The 19,195-nt window shown below is 62.0% G+C and carries 8 protein-coding genes; 3 read left to right on the forward strand and 5 right to left on the reverse strand.

Annotated features, from left to right (window positions below):
- The first annotated feature begins 431 nt into the window (after positions 1–431).
- The 3 genes from ACYQ1A_RS01285 to ACYQ1A_RS01295 all read left to right on the forward strand — a co-directional run bounded on the left by ACYQ1A_RS01285 (position 432) and on the right by ACYQ1A_RS01295 (position 11,007).
- A complete protein-coding gene (locus ACYQ1A_RS01285; RefSeq protein WP_499359524.1) occupies positions 432–9,542 on the forward strand; it encodes a hemagglutinin repeat-containing protein in 9,111 nt (3,036 codons plus the stop codon).
- A gap of 818 nt (positions 9,543–10,360) precedes the next feature.
- Positions 10,361–10,744, forward strand: coding sequence for a hypothetical protein (locus ACYQ1A_RS01290; protein WP_499359527.1), 384 nt, complete (start codon positions 10,361–10,363; stop codon positions 10,742–10,744).
- A 65-nt stretch (positions 10,745–10,809) separates the two neighbouring features.
- Positions 10,810–11,007: a DUF6911 family protein gene (locus ACYQ1A_RS01295; RefSeq protein ID WP_499359530.1), complete on the forward strand. Its 198-nt coding sequence runs from the start codon at positions 10,810–10,812 to the stop codon at positions 11,005–11,007.
- 334 nt (positions 11,008–11,341) lie between these two features.
- Here the strand turns inward: ACYQ1A_RS01295 and cobA are convergent, their stop codons facing one another.
- The 5 genes from cobA to ACYQ1A_RS01320 are packed head-to-tail and all read right to left on the reverse strand — an operon-like array spanning position 11,342 to position 18,887.
- Positions 11,342–12,157, reverse strand: coding sequence for a uroporphyrinogen-III C-methyltransferase (gene cobA / locus ACYQ1A_RS01300; protein ID WP_499359531.1), 816 nt, complete (start codon positions 12,155–12,157; stop codon positions 11,342–11,344).
- A 15-nt stretch (positions 12,158–12,172) separates the two neighbouring features.
- On the reverse strand, positions 12,173–14,878 hold the full coding sequence (locus ACYQ1A_RS01305; protein ID WP_499359532.1) for a nitrate reductase: 2,706 nt from the start codon (positions 14,876–14,878) through the stop codon (positions 12,173–12,175).
- Positions 14,879–14,901: 23 nt separating this feature from the next.
- A complete protein-coding gene (gene nirD / locus ACYQ1A_RS01310; RefSeq protein WP_062224589.1) occupies positions 14,902–15,228 on the reverse strand; it encodes a nitrite reductase small subunit NirD in 327 nt (108 codons plus the stop codon).
- Positions 15,225–17,657: a nitrite reductase large subunit NirB gene (nirB, locus tag ACYQ1A_RS01315; RefSeq protein WP_499359536.1), complete on the reverse strand. Its 2,433-nt coding sequence runs from the start codon at positions 17,655–17,657 to the stop codon at positions 15,225–15,227. The genes nirD and nirB overlap by 4 nt, the downstream gene beginning before the upstream one ends.
- A 27-nt stretch (positions 17,658–17,684) precedes the next feature.
- Positions 17,685–18,887: a nitrate/nitrite transporter gene (locus tag ACYQ1A_RS01320; protein WP_499359538.1), complete on the reverse strand. Its 1,203-nt coding sequence runs from the start codon at positions 18,885–18,887 to the stop codon at positions 17,685–17,687.
- Between the last annotated feature and the right edge of the window lie 308 nt (positions 18,888–19,195).

The raw sequence follows: 19,195 nt of genomic DNA on the forward strand, positions 1-19,195 counted from the left end.
GTGACCGGGACCGCGTCTCGGCCTGATCTGCGCAGCCCCGTCTCCTGAACAGGAGGCGGGGCTTTTTGTTGCGCGCAAGGCGTGCCTGTACTTGCCTTCGGTCTGATCGAAAGTCGCATAGCTTGCCCCTTGGCTTGCGCTGCGCCTGGCCAGCATTCTGGCAACCCGCCTTGAACGGGCGGGCGGCAGCAACGGGGTCAGCCTCGCTCGCAATATGCAGCGCTAACTCACGGATTACACAGCGTTGTTGTCGCGATCTGCATTTCAAGAACCTATTGCTCGCTGACTGCCACTTTCATTCTCGAAAGCGCCTTGCAGTGCCAGCCGATTTTGTCTTTGCCCACGTAAATCTGACCAGCTTCGCCGGCTGCCGCCGGTTGTTAGCCTGCTGAGCCTGTTTGCTCTCGTCACTTTCCGAAGGCTCTGACGCCATGAACCAACGCCGCTATCGCCTGGTATTCAATCGCTGCCGCAAGTCGTGGATGCCGGTGGCGGAAATTACCCACCAGCAGGGCCAAAGCAGCCGCACAGGCACAGCGGCCACCCCAAGCCCGTGCATCGTCACGCTGCAGCCGCTGCGGCTGGCGATATGCGCAGCGCTGGGCCTGGTCTGGTGGCTGAGCGCACCGGCACAGGCCGAGGTAAGGGCCGACAAGGGCGCGCCCGTCACCCAGCAAGCCACCGTGCTGAACGCGGGCAATGGCGTGCCGCTGGTCAATATCCAGACGCCCAGCGCGGCCGGGGTTTCGCGCAATGTCTACAGCCAGTTTGATGTCGACAGGAACGGCGTCATCCTCAACAACGCGCGCAACAACAGCCAGACGCAACTGGGCGGCTGGGTGCAGGGTAACCCGTGGCTGGCCAAGGGTACGGCGCGCATCATCCTGAACGAGGTCAACGCCAGCGACCCGAGCAAGCTACGCGGCTATGTCGAAGTGGCCGGCAGCCGGGCGCAGGTCATCATCGCCAATCCGGCGGGCATCCAGTGCGACGGTTGCGGCTTTATCAACGCCCATCGCGTTACGCTCACCACCGGCAACGCCGTGCTCAACCACGGCAATCTGGATGGCTATCGGGTGCAGCGCGGCGTGATCGATATTTCCGGGGCGGGCATGGATAGCCGTGAGGCCGACTACACCGACCTGATCGCGCGGGCCGTGCGCGTCAACGCCGGACTGTGGGCCAGCACGCTCAAGGTGACTGCGGGGGCGAACGAGGTCAGCGCCGATCACAGCGGTACAACCGGCACGGCCGCGACCGGCACCGCGCCGGTGTACGGCATCGACAGCGCCGTGCTCGGCGGCATGTACGCGGGCAAGATCACGCTGGTGGCGACGGAAGCCGGGGTGGGCGTGCGCAACCTCGGCGCCATCGGTGCCAGCGCGGGCGATATCGTCGTCACTGCGGACGGCCGCCTGGAAAACGGCGGGACCTTCAATGCCAGCGGCGACATCAAGCTCGCTACGCAAGGCGGGATCAACCACAGCGGCACGCTCTATGCCCGGGGCCATGCGCAGCTGGAGACTGCGGGCGCGCTGGCGAACAGCGGCAAGGTTTACGCGCAAGGTAATGCGCAGCTGCACACCACCGCGGCGCTGAGCAACAGCGGCAGCATTGCCGCGCGGGGCGATGCCACGCTGCAGGCCGGGCAGATCGACAGTACGGCCGGATCCGTGCTGGCGGCCGGACTGGACAGTGATGGCGTCATGAGCGATCAGGGCGCGCTGCAGCTCTCCAGCCACGGCAAGCTGAGCGCGCGCGGCCGGAATCTGGCCGGTGCCCGCATCGCATTGAGCGGCAGTGCGCTGGACCTGAGCCAGAGCCAGACCGCAGCGCCCGCGCTGGCGCTGCAGGCACGCCAGGGCGATCTGCTTGCGACCGGTGCCACGCTGGCCGCCACCTCGCAACTGCACGCCAGCAGCAGCGGTTTGCTCCGCACCGACGCCGCCACCGTGCATGCGCCCATGCTCACCCTCGATGCGCATGACCTGTCCAACGTCGGCGGTCAGTTGCTGCAGACCGGCCCCGCCGACCTGGTATTGCGCACGCCGGGCAACATCGACAACAGCCGGGGGCGCATCGGCAGCAACAGCGGCAACCTCAACCTTCAGGCCGCCACCCTCGGTAACCAGAACGGCCGCATTGAACATACCGGCGCCGGCACGCTGCAGATCAGTACCCGGGCCTTGAATGGCCACGGCGGCAGCATCCTCGGCGCCGGCCTGTTGCAGCTGCAGGGCGGGCAGTTCGACCTGTCCGCTGGCCAGACCGGTGCCGACCGCATCCGCATCGACGGTGCCAGCCTGAACAACGCCAGCGGCAGGCTCGTGCAAGGCGGCGCCGCCGCCCTGCAGGTGACGCTGGGCGGGGCGCTGGATAACCACAGCGGGCTGCTGGCTGGTAATGGTGATCTGGCGCTGCAGGCAGCCCGGCTGGATAACCGCGACGGCCAGATCACGGCCACAGGGGCGGCCCGACTGGCGACGCCAGGCATGCTGCAGAACGGTCGCGGCCTGATTGCCGCCCATGGCGCGTTGGGCCTGCGCGCGGGGCAGCTGGATAACCAGGCGGGCAGCATTGCGTCGGTGCACGCGGGCATCCAGTTGCATAGTGACGGGGCGCTGGATAACGGCAGTGGCCAGATCAATGCGGCGCAGGACATCACGCTGACGGCGGCCGACCTGCGCAATCAGCAGGGCCGCCTGGTCGGTCGCGACCTGGCGTTGCGCACCGCCACGGCGGGCCAGCTGGACAACCGCGCAGGCACCCTGGGCGCGCGCGGGCAGCTCGATCTGCACAGCGGTGCCATCGACAACACCGCCGGGCTGATCCAGGCGGAGCAGGCGCTGGGCATCGACACGCACGGCCAGGCGCTGACCAACCAGCAAGCGGGCAGCGCGGGCGGCATCGTCAGCCTGGCCGCGCTGACTGTGCAGGCAGGGCAGTTTGATAACCGGGCGGGCCGCGTCAGTGCCGGCGGCTCGGCCGCGCTGCATGCTGCGGCGCTGGACAACCGCAGCGCCGGTGTCATCCGCGCCGATGGCGCACTGCGTCTGACGGCGGACAGTGTCCAGAACCAGACCGGCCAGTTGCAGGCAACGGGCAATGTCGATCTCGCCGCTGGCAACGGTCGCGTCGACAACACCGGCGGGCTGATCAATTCGGGCGGCACCCTGCATGTGGTGGCCGCGCAGGTCAGCAACCGCGACACGGCGACCCCGGACCACGGTCTGCAGGGACAGGCGGTGCGGATCGATGCCGACCAGATCGACAACCAGGCGGGCGCCCTCTACGCCGAGACCCTGCTGGATCTGACCAGCCACGGCACCCTCGACAACCAGCGCGGCACCGTATCCGGCAGTGAGGTGCGCATCCAGGACCGTGACCTGATCCAGCCGCGCCTGCTGGTCAGCAACGAGCACGGCACGATCGTGGCCGCGCAGCGGATCTCCCTCGCGGCCGACCGCCTTGAGGGCACGGGCAGGCTGACCAGCCATGGCGATGCCGCACTGCAGCTCGGTGGCACCCTGGCGCAGACCGGCACGTTGCTGGCGCAAGGCAACCTCGACCTGGTGGTCGCGGGCGACCTGGCCAATCGCGGCCAGATCAGCGCGGGCGAGCACCTGCATGTCCGGGCCGTCAATCTGGACAACGCCGGCTCGGGTGAACTCAGTGGCAAGCGCAACACGCTCGACCTGCAGGACGCGCTGACCAACCAGGGCCTGCTTGACGGCGGCGCCACGCGGGTCAACGCCAGCTACATCAACAATCTTGGTACAGGCCGTATTTTTGGCGACCACATCGCGCTGGGCTCGGCCCGGTTGCTGAACGTGGCTGACCACGGCAGCAGCGCCCCGGTCATCGCCGCGCGTGACCGTCTGGACCTGGGCGTCACTGCGCTGACCAATAACGCGCACGCCCTGATCTTTGCCGACGGCAACATGCGGATCGGCGCGGCGCTGGACGCCGAGGGGCGGGCCACCGGGCAGGCGGACTCGATCTACAACGGCAGCGCGCAGATCCAGGCCATGGGGGATCTGGATCTGTCAGCACGCAGCATCGTCAACGACAACCTGCACCTGCAGCTCACGTCCGAGGTGATCGACGTATCGGCGCATGAGGAATACAAGATCAGGGTGGACCCGCGCCGCTACGACGTCAGCGAAGTGATCAAGAAACACGACCAGGTCGACATCATTCATCCGGTCAACTGCGGCGACCCCTGCATCTATAACAGCACCGGCAATTACGACGACTTCATCCAGTACCTGTTTACGCGCACCGTTACCGTAGACCGCATCAGCAGCAGTGACCCCGCCGTGATCAGTGCAGGCGGCAATATCAGGCTGGACAGTGCCAGCCTGCAGAACAATCAAAGCCGGCTGCTGGCCGGCAACACGCTGAGCGGCAGCCTGGGCAGCGTGTACAACAACGCCACCGTCGGCCATAAAACCATCACGGATGAGGGCACGGAGCAGCATTTCTTCCGCCGCGAACGTCGCAAAGACGACGATCAGATGCGCGACCCCGTGCTGCATTACGCGCCGCCCGCCATCGTCAGCAACACGCCCCTGATTGCCTGGCAACAGCAGGAACACACGGCTGTGGCTGCTGCAGGCCACGCCGATGCGCCCCGCAATCCCACCCTCGATGTCGCCGTGGCGCCGGTCAGCGCGGTGCTGCCCCGCAACCCCGCCAGCACGCCGATACCGGGCCCGGCGCTGGCCGAGGTCCCCGGCGTTGCACCCGGCGTGCCGCAGCGGATCCGCAGCGTATTGCCCGACACCCGCGTGCCCGATAACGCCCTGTTCAAACTGAACCCGGCCGGGCCGTCCGGCTATCTGATCGAAACCGATCCCCGCTTTGCCAGCTATAAAACCTGGCTCTCCTCCGACTATCTGCTGCAGCAACTGCAATACGACCCGACGCGGGAACAAAAACGCCTCGGCGACGGGTTTTACGAGCAGAAGCTGATACGCGAGCAAGTGGCGCAACTGACCGGTCGCCGCTTCCTGGATGGATACAGCAATGACCAGGATCAATACCAGGCCTTGCTGAACAACGGGGCCACCGTGGCCCGGCAGTGGAATCTGACCCCGGGCGTGGCGCTGACCGGCGCGCAGATGGCGCAACTGACCTCGGACGTGGTCTGGCTGGTCAGCCAGACCATCAGCCTTCCCGACGGCAGCACCACCCGGGCGCTGGTGCCGCAAGTCTATGTGCGCGTCAGGAAAGACGATATCGACGGCAATGGCGCGCTCATCGGCGGCAACAACGTCAACCTGGCGGTAAGCGCAGACCTGCGCAACGGCGGGACGGTGGCAGGGCGCAATGTGCTGACGCTGACCGCGCAGAACGTGCACAACCTGAACGGACGCATCTCGGCGGACCAGGTCGAGGTGCGCGCCGCCAACGACCTGAACAATGTGGGCGGCAAGATCGACGCAGCCAGCCAGCTGGTCGCGACCGCCGGGCGCGACCTCAGGGTGGAAACGACCACGCGCACCCACAGCAATGAGCAGGGCAGCGTCACCGCGGTGGACGGCATGGCCGGGTTGTACGTCAGCAACCCGGGCGGGGTGCTGGTGGCCCACGCCGGCCGCGACCTGACGCTGCTGGGTGGCCAGATCGTCAATCAGGGCAGCGGCGGCCGGACGCAGGTGAGTGCTGAGCATGATCTGAACCTGAACGCGCTCACCACCGGCAGCAGCCATGACGCGCGGTACAGCGCAAACGCCTGGCGCAATCAAAGCGACACGCAGGCACTGGGCGCCACCATCAGCACCAGCGGTGACCTGCAGCTGCGTGCAGGAAACGATCTGAATGCCAGTGCCGCCCAGGTCCGCAGTGACAAGGGCCGGTTGCAGGTGGAGGCAGCGCACGACATCAACCTCGGCACCGCGCAGAACACCACGCAATACGATACCGGCTCGCAGATCGAGTCGCGCATGCGCTTCTCCAGAGGCACGGTCAACCACTACGACGCGCTGGATCAAACCACGCAGACCGGCAGCACCTTCAGCGGCAACACGCTGTTCATGCGCGCCGGAAACGACCTGAACATCACCGGCAGCAACGCGGTCTCGCGCGACGGCACCGTCCTGCGCGCCGGACACGACGTCAAGATCGTCGCCAGTATCGATCGCCAGAGCGAGCAGCACGACACCCGGAGCAAGCGCTCCGGCCTGTTCAGCAATGGCGGCCTCAGCCTGACTTATGGCAAGCAGCAACAAAGCGCCCGGAGCACCACCAGCAGCCAGACCGCCACCGCGGCGCTGGTGGGCGCCACCCAGGGCAATGTCAGCATCCGCGCAGGCAATGCCTATCAGCAGACAGGTAGCGACGTGCTGGCCCCGCAAGGCGACATCGGCATCCGCGCCAGAACCGCCAAAATCAGCGAAGCGCGCGACGCCAGCCAGGCCGACCAGCAGAGCGTGTTCAAACAGTCCGGCCTGACCGTCTCGATCAACAACCCGGTGCTGGCCAGCCTGCAGACCAGCCAGCAAATGGCCAGGGCGGCCGGACCGCGTGGCGACGACCGGGTGCAGGCGCTGGCGGGTGCGGCCAGCGCACTCTCCGCCGTCAACACCTACGACGCGGTCAAGGCGGACCCGAACAACGCGGGTGGCTTCAGCGCGTCCATCACCTACGGGCAATCGAAGCGCGAAAGCCGGACCACGCAACAAGGCAATACCGCAGCCGGCTCCAGACTGGCCGCAGGCGGTGACGTCATCATCAAGGCGACCGGCGCAGGCGCAGACAGCAATCTGACCGTACAGGGCAGCGACATCAAGGGCGGCGGCAATGTGCTGCTTGAAGCCGATGGCAAGGTCAACCTGCTGGCCGCCGGCAACACCAACGAACAGCACAGCGACAGCCGCAGCCAGAGCGCGGGCGTCGGTGTGGCGTTGACCTACGGCAAGGACGGCGCCGCCTTCGGCCTGACCGCCAACGCCGCCGTTGGCAAAGGCGGCAGCGACGGTACCGACCAGAGCTGGAGCAACAGCCACATCAGCGCGGGCAAGACCGCGGGCATCGTGTCGGGCGGCGACACCAACATCAAGGGCGCGGTGGTCAGCGGCCGGAACGTGGTCGGCGATATCGGCGGCGACCTGAATGTGGCCAGCCTGCAGGACACCCACAAATACGACAGCAAGGACCAGCAGCTCGGCGGCAGCGTCACCGCCGGCTGGGGCTTCAGCGGCAGCGCCAATGCCAGCCAGCAGAAGATCAACAGCGACTACGCCAGCGTGACTGAGCAATCGGGCATCCGCGCGGGCGATGGTGGCTTCCAGGTAAACGTGAAGGGCAACACGGACCTGAAAGGCGGCGTGATCGAAAGCAGCCAGGCCGCGATTGATCAGGGGATGAACACATTCAGCACCGGCACGCTGACGGTCTCCGATATCGAGAACCGTGCCCGCTACAGCGCCACCAGTGTCGGCATCGGCGGCGGCTACAGCCAGGGCGGTGGCGGGATGAAAGCCCTGTCGCAGGAGGGCGGCGCCACTTCTTCGTCCGCATCCGGCAACGGCGGCATCGGCAAGACCCAGGCCGGCGACGTGGCCTCGGCCGGTGACAAGGTGCCGGGCAGCGGTAACAAGAGCGGCTTCTCGACCGGTACGCCAATCGCAATGGCGGCCGACGGCGACAGTCGCAGCATCACGCGCAGCGGCATCAGCGCCGGGGCGATGACGATTACCGATGAAGCCGGGCAACTGGCCAAAACCGGCAAGACGGCGGCCGAAACGCTGGCCTCACTCGACACCACCGTCACCACCGACAAAGACACCACCGGCGCGCTGAAACCCATCTTCGACAAGACCCAGATCGAAGCCGGGTTTGCGGTGACGAAGGAATTGATCAACCAGACCGGTACCTACCTCGACAACCGCGCCAAAGAAGCCGAAACCAAAGCGGCGCAGGCCAAAAGCGGCATCGGCGCAGATGGCAAACCGCTGACCGACCAACAACGCCAGAACCTCGCTACCGAAGCTGAAACGCTGAGAAACGAATGGGGCCCGGGCGGCACCTACCGCCAGATCACCACGGCCCTGACCGTGGGCGCGGGCGGCAACGTGACCGGCGGCGTAACCGGGCTGGTGCAGGGCGCGACGGTGGCGTACCTGCAAAGCCTGGGCGCGAGCAAGGTCAAGGAAATCGCCGACTCGCTCGACAACGAAACCGCCCGCGCGGGCCTGCACGCCATCGTCGCCTGCGCCGGCGCAGCGGCCACGTCCCAGGCTTGCGGTGCCGCAGCACTGGGCGCGGCGGGCGGCAGCGTGATCAACAACCTGCTCGACCAGAGCAACAACAGCACCACACTGTCCCCGACCGAGAAGGACGAACGCGCGAAGGAAGTGGGCACGCTGCTGGCAGGGATCTCGACGCTGACGGGGCTGAACCCGACCACGACGGCGAATGCGGCGCAGATTGAGACGGAAAATAACGCGCTGACGCCGAAGCAAATCCTGCAAAAGGACAAAGATCTGAACGCAGCGGTGAGCCCGGCAGAGCGCAAAAAGATTCGCGACAAATACGACGCGATCGACAAGGCGCAGGCCAAAGCGATGGTTGACGAGCTACGAGGCGGTGCTGCTGGCGTCATGACCGATATGGATGCGAAGAGCCTTGCCAGCGCGCTGCAAGACCTGAAAACGAGCAGCCAATGTAACGACGAATGCCGCGCGGATGCAGATCACGGCATCCAGCAAATCGGGATGTATCTGGCTGCTTACAACAAACAGCAAGACCTGAACGCAACCAAGCCACTGGCCGATGCGCTTGTTAGTGCCGTTGAACAACTCGTACCGGGTGAAACGCTGCTCAAGGCAGTGGCCGGCGCAGCCAAGGGGACCATTGGTATTGCGGGGGTTTTAAAAAATGCTGTCGTTGAGTACAAGATCACAGGGGGATTGGCTGGTGGAGAGGCGTCAGCTCTTGGCACTGCCGTAGCTAAAAATGGGGAAAAGGCAACCGCCACACTCGCAGAAAAAGAGGCAATCGCCACTAACTACGTTCATGAGACAGTAGAAACTTCGAAGCCGATTGCAAAGACAGCTCTACCCGAAACCCCGATATTCAGTTCAGAACCTGCGTTACTAACCCCGCCAGCAAACTTGGGATCCATCGCCCGTAACGCCATGAGTGATGCCGAATATATACAAGCGCAAGAAATTGTAAACTTTAGGGGTGGCCACTTTGAAGGCGCACCGACCAATAACTATGCCGGGATTGATGGATGGCTTGACGGGGTACCAGTGCAGCTTAAGATTGTTGAAGGGCAAGGACTTAACGCAATTCGAAGGAATATTACTGGCGGCGCTGCAGATATGGCGAAACAGGGCTACAAAGGTGATCTCTATATCGATGCCAGCAAAACGGGCGCTAGTATGGAGAGCATTATTAATTATACGAAACCGGGCACGCCTGTCAGCAACGTTTTGAATGAGGGCACAGTTAATAACGTGTATATAAAAACACAGGATGGCTGGATAAATATTACAAAATCCACTCTATCCAAGAACCCCGGAGTTCAGTGATGTCAGCCAGCTTTTTTGTTCCTTTGAGGGCCCGGCCCCGATCCATATCAGAGATTCAGGATCTGATCGAGCCATTTTTTTACAAATTTCAGCAAGACGCTCCGCAACTTGAGATAGAAGCATCTCGGAAGGGGATTTTAGAATTCGAGGACGCCGACATTTATATATTTCAGGCCGGATCCGATAAATTTTGCCGTTTCTCGGTCCTGGAGACCGATACAGAGAGCGTCGATTATAAAGGGCTAACTATGCTGGCAAACATAAGCACACGTGGGCATGAGGGCTTTGCAGGGATAGTCGCCCTCGCTTTCGCAGAAAACAGTGACTCCATCATATGGAACGACTCAGCGTTACTCGATGGGCAAACAATATATCAGCCGTTGGAACTTGAAAAAATTTTGCCTCGATATATATAGATATCTCCTTTTATAAAAGCGGCAATTTAGCGGTCAAATATTCTTTATATAAACCCAATTGCCGCGCAATTTTTATTGCCAGGCTTCGGAGCGCGAGCTGGTCACCGCAATTCCCAAGTAGCGGCCCAAACCCTTTGCCAGGCGAATTTAACCAAATTCGTATACTCCGTTAATGCCGGTGCTGGACGGCTGCCGAGCTGGTATGGATTGACGAGAAAGGGACTCTGAACTGGCCCACTGAAGCCGAGCATTAAAGGGCCGTTAAATATATATTAGAACGTGAACTGAAGAAAACAGGCGCCAGTTTTTCGTATATCTGGATGATGAGTGACGGCATAGCGCCTTGGTGATTCTCCGTCAAAGAACTGAAACCGTGGATCGCTCAATAGCTCGGGAAAATACATGAACCGTATTTACGCAACGCTTATCTTGTCGGGGCAGCATTTCTCCCCAGAGAATATCTTGCACTTGATCAAGCCCGGAGACGAAACAGTGGTCCGGAAAAAAGGTACGCTGGGCAGTACAGGGCGTTACAAGCTCAAGCCGCTTCCAGAATCGAGCTTTCATCTCACAGGAGATCTGCTAAGAGTGCTTGATTTTGTCGAAAGTATAAACGCGATTGACCGTGAATTAGACGATAAAATTATATACATCACCGTCGCATACAAAGATCAATGCAATATTGAACTATCTCCGGAAGTGCTGCTTAGGTTATCTAGACTTGAATTGCCATTTGGTATTACTTGTTATGAGGATCAGGATTTGAGTGATGAGGATGTGCGGTAATGCGCATCACGAGTGCGTTTTAGTTGGCGTAAAGCATCGTTAGTATTGAATATCAGAGGGCAGATGTGAAGTATGATCGGGTATTTCACGATTCACTATCAATCGTCCCGGACACTGAAATTCAAGGTCTAACAATCTACGCAGAGTATGGATTTTTCCTGTTAATGGCGGGCGAAATAGATGAGGGTGGCAAATACGATGTTCTAACAATTGACAGTCCGGCTGTGTCTCGGGAAACGATTGGTGTGCAGATCCGGCTCTGAGAATATTTCAAAGAGTATTTTTTGTCGTTCGAACAAAATTGATGCCCTGATGATTTGTGTTACATGCCTCAAAAAAGCGAATTGAATGGCGCTATATATTGCCAATGATTTTATCAGCGAGGCCGGTCAGCGCGGAATTAATCTATGGAGTGATCACGAATTTTTAATTGGACCGGGAAGAGCTCAAGCCTGGATCAATACTATGAATTAAACGATCGTTAAACCGGCCACAACCTGACAGATCATGGACCCCCGCCATCACGATCACAGAAATCCCAGAACCCTGACGCCATTCATCTTGCCGCCTCCCGCAGCCAATTTGCACCCGCAGCATTCAAGCCATGCGCAACATCCCATTGAGCAATCCATCCGCACCAACGCATGCCGCGTCGACGGTCACGCTTTCGCTTTCTGCACTAGCCGCGCTGTCGCCATCTGCCTCCGCTTCGCCCACCGCATCACCCACCAGAATAATCCCCGGGCTGCCAAATCCTGCCGCCGTTGCCTGCTGTGCCAATCCATCCAGCCGGCATACCAGGCGCCGTTCTTGCGGGGTGCTCGCCCACTGCACAATGGCGCTGGGGGTGGATGCGGGGAGGTGCTGCAGCAATGCCTGGGTTAGCGTGTCAATTCGGCTCATGCCCATATAAATCACCAGGGTGGTGCCGCTGGCGGCCAGGGTTTGCCAGTCCGGTTCGCTATGGTCTTGTGCATGCGCGGTCACGAATGTTACGCCGCGGCAATGCTCACGATGCGTCAGAGACATGCCCAGGCTCGCCGCGGCGGCCAGGCCGGCGCTGATGCCATTGATGACTTCGACCGCAATGCCGTGGGTTTTCAGCCAGGCCATTTCTTCGCCAGCGCGGCCAAACAGCAGCGCTTCGCCGCCTTTAACCCGTAACACGGTCTGGCCCTGCAGCGCGTAGCGTCGCATCAGGCGCTGGATAAAGTCCTGTGGCGTGGATTTACAGCCGCCGCGCTTGCCCACGCGGATTACGCGCGCTTGTGGCGCCAGGCTGACGATGTCGGGATTGGCCAGGTCGTCCAGCAGCAGAATGTCGGCCCGCGCCAGCGCCTTCACCGCTTTGAGCGTTAACAAATCCAGATCGCCGGGGCCAGCGCCCATCAAGATGACTTTGCCGTGTTTCATGGTGTACTCCAGGGATCAGGCCAGCGCCGGGGTGGCGCACATGCGTTTGATTTCGGGGACGCAGGAGCCGCAGACGGTGCCGCAGCCGAGGTCGTTTTTGAGCCGGGCCAGGTCGGCACCTTGCGCGCTCAGCTGGCGGATGGCGGATTCTTTGACTTGCTTGCAATTGCACACCACGCGGTCGGCGACGGCGCCAGCCTGACTGTTGAATACTTTGATGCGCGGGCCTTGCCATGCTTGTGCTTGCACCAGTTGCTGCACCAGTCCGTCCGCCCCGGTGACATCGCCGGCCCAGATCAGGCCGGCCAGGCTGCCGTCGTGCCACGCGGCGCGTTTGAGCAGGCCGCGGCGTGCGTCACGGTATTCGAGGACGTCAGCGCCCGGGTGTAGATCGAGTGCATCAAACAAGCGTTCCAGCCAGCCGGCGGGCGGGTGGGTGGCGGCGGCTGTGAGCTGGATGACGTCATCGCCCGCCATGCTGATGGCGGCATAGGCACATTCCGCCAATAGCGGTTGCAGCGCGGCGTGCAGCGCCAGCACGTTGCCGCGGCGGGCGGCGGTGACGCGCCAGGGCAGGTCGGCGGCTTCGATGCGCACGGCGGCGTGTTTCAGTTCGGGTTGAGCCGATTGCGGGTCGACTGCGCCCAGCGTGGTTTCGTTGATGCCGCCGCAGTGTAGAAATTGTGCGTTCCAGTGCATCGCCGAAAACACCGTGCCGGTGGTGACCTCGTCGCTAAACGCCAGCGGCAAAATCAACTGGCCGCGTTTGCTGCTGATTTTGACCAGTTGCCCGGCCTGCAGCCCACGGCGTTCGGCATCCATCGGATGCATGCTTAGCGTGGCTTGTGGCGTATGTGCCCATAACGCCGGCACGCGCCCGGTGCGGCTCATGCCGTGCCATTGGTCGCGCAGGCGGCCGGTCAACAAATGGAAGGGATAGCGCGAATTGGTCGGCTCGGCCACCGGCCGGTAGGGCGTGGCATGAAAGCGCGCGCGGCCATCGGCGGTGGCAAATACGCCGTCGCTGTAGCGCCGCGCTTGACCGCCGCTTGCGCCGCTAGGCCAAGGCCATTGCTGCGGACCAAGTTGTTCCAGCAGCGGATAATCCAGCCCGCTGATGTCCAGATCGCGGTCTGTTGTCAGGCTGCGGTGTTCATTGAATACGGTTTCCGCATCGGCAAAACCGAACAGACCTTGCGGGCGTGACGGCAGCAAATATTGCAGGCGTTGCGCCACGGCGTCAGCGATCTGCCAATCTGCCCGCGCTTCGCCCGGCGCGGCGATGGCGGCGCGCACACGCGAGATGCGGCGTTCAGAATTGGTGACTGTGCCGGATTTTTCGCCCCAGCTGGTGGCGGGTAGCAACACGTCGGCAAACGGCACGGTGTCGGTATTGCCGTAGGCCTCTTGCACCACCACAAACTCGGCTTGCTGCAAGGCGGTGCGCACTTTATCGATATCGGGCATGGAATGGACCGGATTGGTACAGACCACCCAGATGGCCTTGATCTGTCCAGCTCGCACCGCATCGAACAACGCCACGGCGGGAAGGCCAGGGTTGGGCGAGAGCTGCGCTGGTGCGATGCCCCACAGCGCGGCAACTTCGGCGCGATGCTCGGCATTGGTGATGTCACGATGCGCCGCCAGCATATTGGCCATGCCACCGACTTCACGCCCGCCCATGGCGTTCGGTTGACCAGTCAGGGAAAACGGTCCCGCGCCCGGTTTGCCGATCTGGCCCGTGGCCAGATGCAGATTGATCAGCGCCAGGTTTTTATCGGTGCCGTGCGCCGACTGGTTCAGCCCCATGCAATACAGGGACAGCGCGGCACTGCTGCGGCCCATCCATTCGGCGGCCGTTATCAGGTCAGCTTCCAGCACGCCGCAAATTTCGGCGGCCATGCGCGGGGTGTAATCGCGCACCAGTCGTTTGAGTTCGGCAAACCCGGCGGTATGCGCATCGATATAGGCCGGGTCGATCAGGCCTTCCCAGATCAGGTGATGCAGCATGCCATTGAACAGGGCCACATCGGTGCCGGGCTGGATTTGCAGATGCAGATCGGCTTGGGCAGCGGTATCGGTGCGACGCGGGTCGACCACGATCCATTTGATCTGGGCGTCGGCAGCTTTGGCCGCCTCCAGCCGCCGATACAGCACCGGGTGCGCCCAGGCCATGTTCGATCCGGCAAACAGCACGCAATCGGCCAGTTCCAGATCGTCATAGCAAGTGGGCGGGCCGTCTGCGCCCAGTGCCAGCTTGTATGCCGCCACCGCGCTCGACATGCACAGGCGCGAATTGGTATCGATGTTGTTGGTGCCGATCAGGCCTTTGGCCAGCTTGTTAAAAACGTAGTAATCCTCAGTCAGCAACTGGCCGGACACATACAAGGCCACCGCATCCGGCCCATGGCGCTGGATGATGTCGGCAAAGCGCTGCGCCACCGTATCGAGTGCGGTATCCCAATCCACCCGTTGCCGCGGCATGTGCCGGTTGAGCCGCAGTTCCGGGTAGAGCGCGCGGCCGGTCTGTTGTTGCGCGGTGAGCGGTAACGTCAGGCCTTTGGTACACAAGCGGCCACGGTTGGCGGGGTGGTCCGGGTCGCCCTGTATGCCGGTGATGCGCGTGCCATCACTTTCGATCAGCACGCCGCAGCCAACGCCGCAATAACAGCAGGTCGAACGCGTCTGCGTGATCGGGGGTGGGGTCAGGGGCTGGTTCATCGCATGCGCTCCCGCGTGGTCAGTCAATGCAAAGCCACAAACACAAGGCCTGCTTCTACCTTGGCCGCAAACCGGCGCGCACAGCCGACGTCGGGTGCACGCGCCTCGCCGCTGGCAAGGTCGATATTCCAGCTGTGCAAAGGGCAGGTCACCGCCGCGCCATGGACGATGCCCTGGCTCAGCGGCCCGCCCTTGTGCGGGCAACGGTCGAGCAGGGCAAACACGCTGTCGTCTGCAGTGCGGAATATCGCCACATTGCCGCTCTCGCGTTGCAACACGCGGCTACCCAGCGGCGGAATATCGTCCAGCGCGCAGATCTGTACCCAGTTGGGCGTGGTGATTGCATTCATGCCAGCACCTTCAGAGGAATGAATTCGTGTTTTTGTTTGCCCGCGATGCGTTCCGCCCATGGGTCGCGCAAGCCTTCCAGCGAGAACAACAAGCGTTCGTGCAGGGCTTGGCGGTTGGCGGCGTCATCGACCACCCGCGCTTTGATGTAATCGAGGCCCACGCGCGCGATGTAATGCACGGTGCGGTCAAGGTAATAGGCTTCTTCGCGATACAGCTGCAAAAACGCGCCGCTGTATTCCTTGACCTCTTCCGCCGTTTTGACCTTGCACAGAAACTGCGCCACTTCGGTCTTGATGCCGCCGTTGCCGCCCACATACAGCTCCCAGCCGCTATCCACCGCGATAATCCCGACGTCCTTGATGCCGGATTCCGCGCAGTTGCGCGGGCAGCCCGACACCGCCAGCTTTACTTTGTGCGGGCTCCACATATTGGCGAGCATGGTTTCCAGGTCTATGCCCATCTGCGTGCTGTTTTGGGTGCCAAAACGGCAGAACTCACTACCGACGCAGGTTTTGACGGTGCGTATCGATTTGCCATAGGCATGACCGGACTGCATGCCAAGGTCGGCCCAGACGTTGACCAGGTCTTCTTTTTTGACGCCGAGTAAATCGATACGCTGGCCGCCGGTGACCTTCACCATAGGGATGGCGTATTTGTCGGCCACATCGGCAATCCGGCGTAGTTCCGAGGCATTGGTGACGCCGCCTTTCATTTGCGGAATTACCGAAAAGGTGCCGTCTTTCTGGATATTGGCGTGTGCGCGTTCGTTGATAAAACGGCTTTGCGGATCGTCAATGGCTTCTTTGGGCCAGGTCGACAGCAGGTAATAGTTGATCGCGGGGCGGCAGGTGGCGCAGCCGTTGGGGGTGCGCCATTCCATAAACTGGTAGACCGCCTGATGCGTCAGCAAGTGGTGCTCGCGAATCACTTTGCGCACGTCGCCATGATTGTGGTCGGTGCAACCGCACACCGCCTTGGTCTTGGGTGTTTCCTGGAAGCTGGAGCCGAGCGTGTTCATCAAGATCTGCTCCACCAGGCCGGTACACGAACCGCAAGAGCTGGCGGCCTTGGTGTGTTTCTTGACGTCATCAACCGTGAACAAACCTTTGTCCTTGATCGCCTTGACGATATTGCCTTTGCATACGCCATTGCAGCCGCAGACTTCGTCGCTGTCCTGCATGGCCATGGCGCGGTTCTGGCCTTGGGTGCCCGCGTCGCCGATGGACGATTCGCCAAACATCAGATGGTCACGCAAGTCGTTGATCTTGCGGCCTTCCTTCAGCAATTTGAAATACCATGCGCCGTCGGTGGTGTCGCCATACAAACAGGCGCCGACCAGTTGGTCGTCCTTGATCACCAGCTTTTTGTAAACGCCACCGGCTGGATCTGACAACACGATGTCTTCGCTGTCGGCGCAGCCCATAAAATCACCGGCGCTGAACAGATCGATGCCGGTGACCTTGAGCTTGGTCGATAACACCGAGCCTTTGTATTGGCCGATGCCGAGATGGGCCAGATGGTTGGCGCAGACTTTGGCCATCTCGAACAAAGGCGCCACCAGGCCATACGCGGTGCCGCGATGGTTCACGCATTCGCCCACGGCATAAATACGCGGATCGAAGGTTTGCAAGGCGTCGCTGACCACAATGCCGCGATTGCAATACAGGCCCGCGCTCTCGGCCAGCGCCTGGTTGGGGCGGATGCCCACCGCCATGACCACCAGATCAGCCGGGATTTCGGTCCCGTTCTTGAAGCGCACGGCCACCGCTTCACCCGCAGCATTGCCAACGATCTCAGCAGTCTGGTGCGCCAGCAAAAACTGCAGGCCGCGTTGTTCCAGCGAGGCTTGCAATAACTTGCCGGCGGTGATGTCGAGTTGCTTGTCCAGCAGCCAGTCGCCCAGATGCACCACCGTCACGCTCATGCCGCGCAGCTTGAGGCCGTTGGCGGCTTCCAGCCCCAACAATCCCCCGCCGATGACCACCGCGTGTTGTTTAAGCTGGGCCGTGGCTATCATGGTTTCGGTGTCGAAGATGTCGCGGTAGCTGATGACACCACGCAAATCCTTGCCCGGCACCGGCAGGATAAACGGGCTGGAACCGGTGGCCAGCAACAGGCGGTCATAAGCCGCCTCCGTGCCATCGGCGGCGCGCACGACGCGGTTACGGCGATCAATCTGCGTTACCGTTTTGCCCAGATGCAGCGTAATGCCGTGGTCGGCGTACCAGCTCAAGGGGTTCAGGATAATGTCGTCAAACGCTTGCTCACCAGCCAGCACCGGCGACAGCAGAATCCGGTTGTAGTTGGGGTGGGGCTCGGCGCCGAAGACGGTGATGTCGTACTGGTCAGGCGCCAGTTGCAATAATTCTTCCAGCGTGCGGATGCCGGCCATGCCGTTACCGATCACTACTAATTTGGGTTTGCTCATACGATGTTTACCTCGGGGATGGGCGTATCAAACGCGGGCACTGGCCATGGTCCAGCCACTGCGCCAGCGCGCCTTGACGTTGCTCAGGCTGAGCCAGCCCAGTGCGGTCAGGCAGGCAAACAGCCACAGGCCCGTGGCATAACTGCCGGTGCCTTGTTTGATGGCGCCCAGGCTGGCGGTCAGGGCAAAGCCGCCGACGCCACCGGCCATGCCGATCAGACCCGTCATTACGCCGATCTCCGCGCCAAAGCGTTGCGGCACCAACTGGAATACCGCGCCATTGCCGGCGCCCAGGCACAGCATTGCGCCGATAAACAGCGCCACCACGCCATACTGCCCGCCCATGTTGAAACCGGCGGCCGCAATCAACAGCGTGACCGCGGCATAGACGGTCAGCAGTGAGCGCGTGCCGCCGATGCGATCCGCCACCACGCCGCCCACCGGGCGCATGGCCGAACCGGCAAACACGCAGGCGGCGGTGCAATATCCGGCCAGTTTGGGATCAAAGCCGAACTGATCATGAAAAAAGCCGGGCAGCGCGCTGGCAAAGCCGGAGAAGCCGCCGAAGGTGAGCGAGTAAAAGAACATGAACCACCACGCATCCTTGTGGCCCAGCATGGCCGCGTAGTCTTTAAAGGCTTTGGGTTTGCTGTGCGTCGGTGCTTCTTTGGCAAAGCCCCAGAAATAGCCCAGCACCAGCAGCAAGGGAATGCAGGCAAAGCCAAACACGCTCTGCCAGCCAAACGCCGCGGCCAGGACCGGGGCAAACAGCGCCGCCAGCACCGTGCCGGAGTTACCCGCGCCGGCAATGCCCATGGCCGTGCCCTGGTGCTGGCTGGGATACCAGCGCGACGCCAGCGGCAAGGCCACGGCAAACGACGCCCCGGCCACGCCGAGAAACAAGCCCAGCAACAGTGCCGCGCCCATGCTGTTAATGCCCAGTTGCCATGCCGCCAGCAAAGCGCCGATGACGATCAGCTGGCCCAGCAATCCGGCGCGGCGGGCGCCGATGCGATCACTCAATACGCCCATCACCACGCGCAGAATCGCGCCCGCCAGGATGGGGGTGGCGACCATCAGGCCGCGTTGTTGCGTGCTCAAGTGCAGGCTGCTGGCAATCTGCACCTGCAATGGTCCGAGCAGATACCAGACCATAAAGCTGAGATCGAAATACAAAAATGCCGCCAACAAGGTGGGGGTGTGGCCGGAACGCCAGAAACTACGGTCCATGGTGATTACTCCGTGGCAGTGAGTGCGATGTTTTTCGGGGGCGTAAAAACAAAAACGGCGTCCGTTCCGTCACCGCGAGGTGAGGAAGGGACGCCGTTGTCCGGTAAATCGGGTGTTGCGCTACTGCTAGGGTCTTGCCGATCTGGCACGCCGTTGCGCCAGACTTGTTTGTCTGGAGCAAATGCTGTGCCAGCCCGCCTTGTTGAGGCTTTATGCGGCCTGGCGGGCAGGGGCGCGGCACAGCGTGCACAACCATGGCCCGTTATGCCGCTGCATTAACCGTTTTGGGGCGCGACTGCAGACCGTGG

This window comes from Silvimonas sp. JCM 19000, from assembly GCF_054652575.1.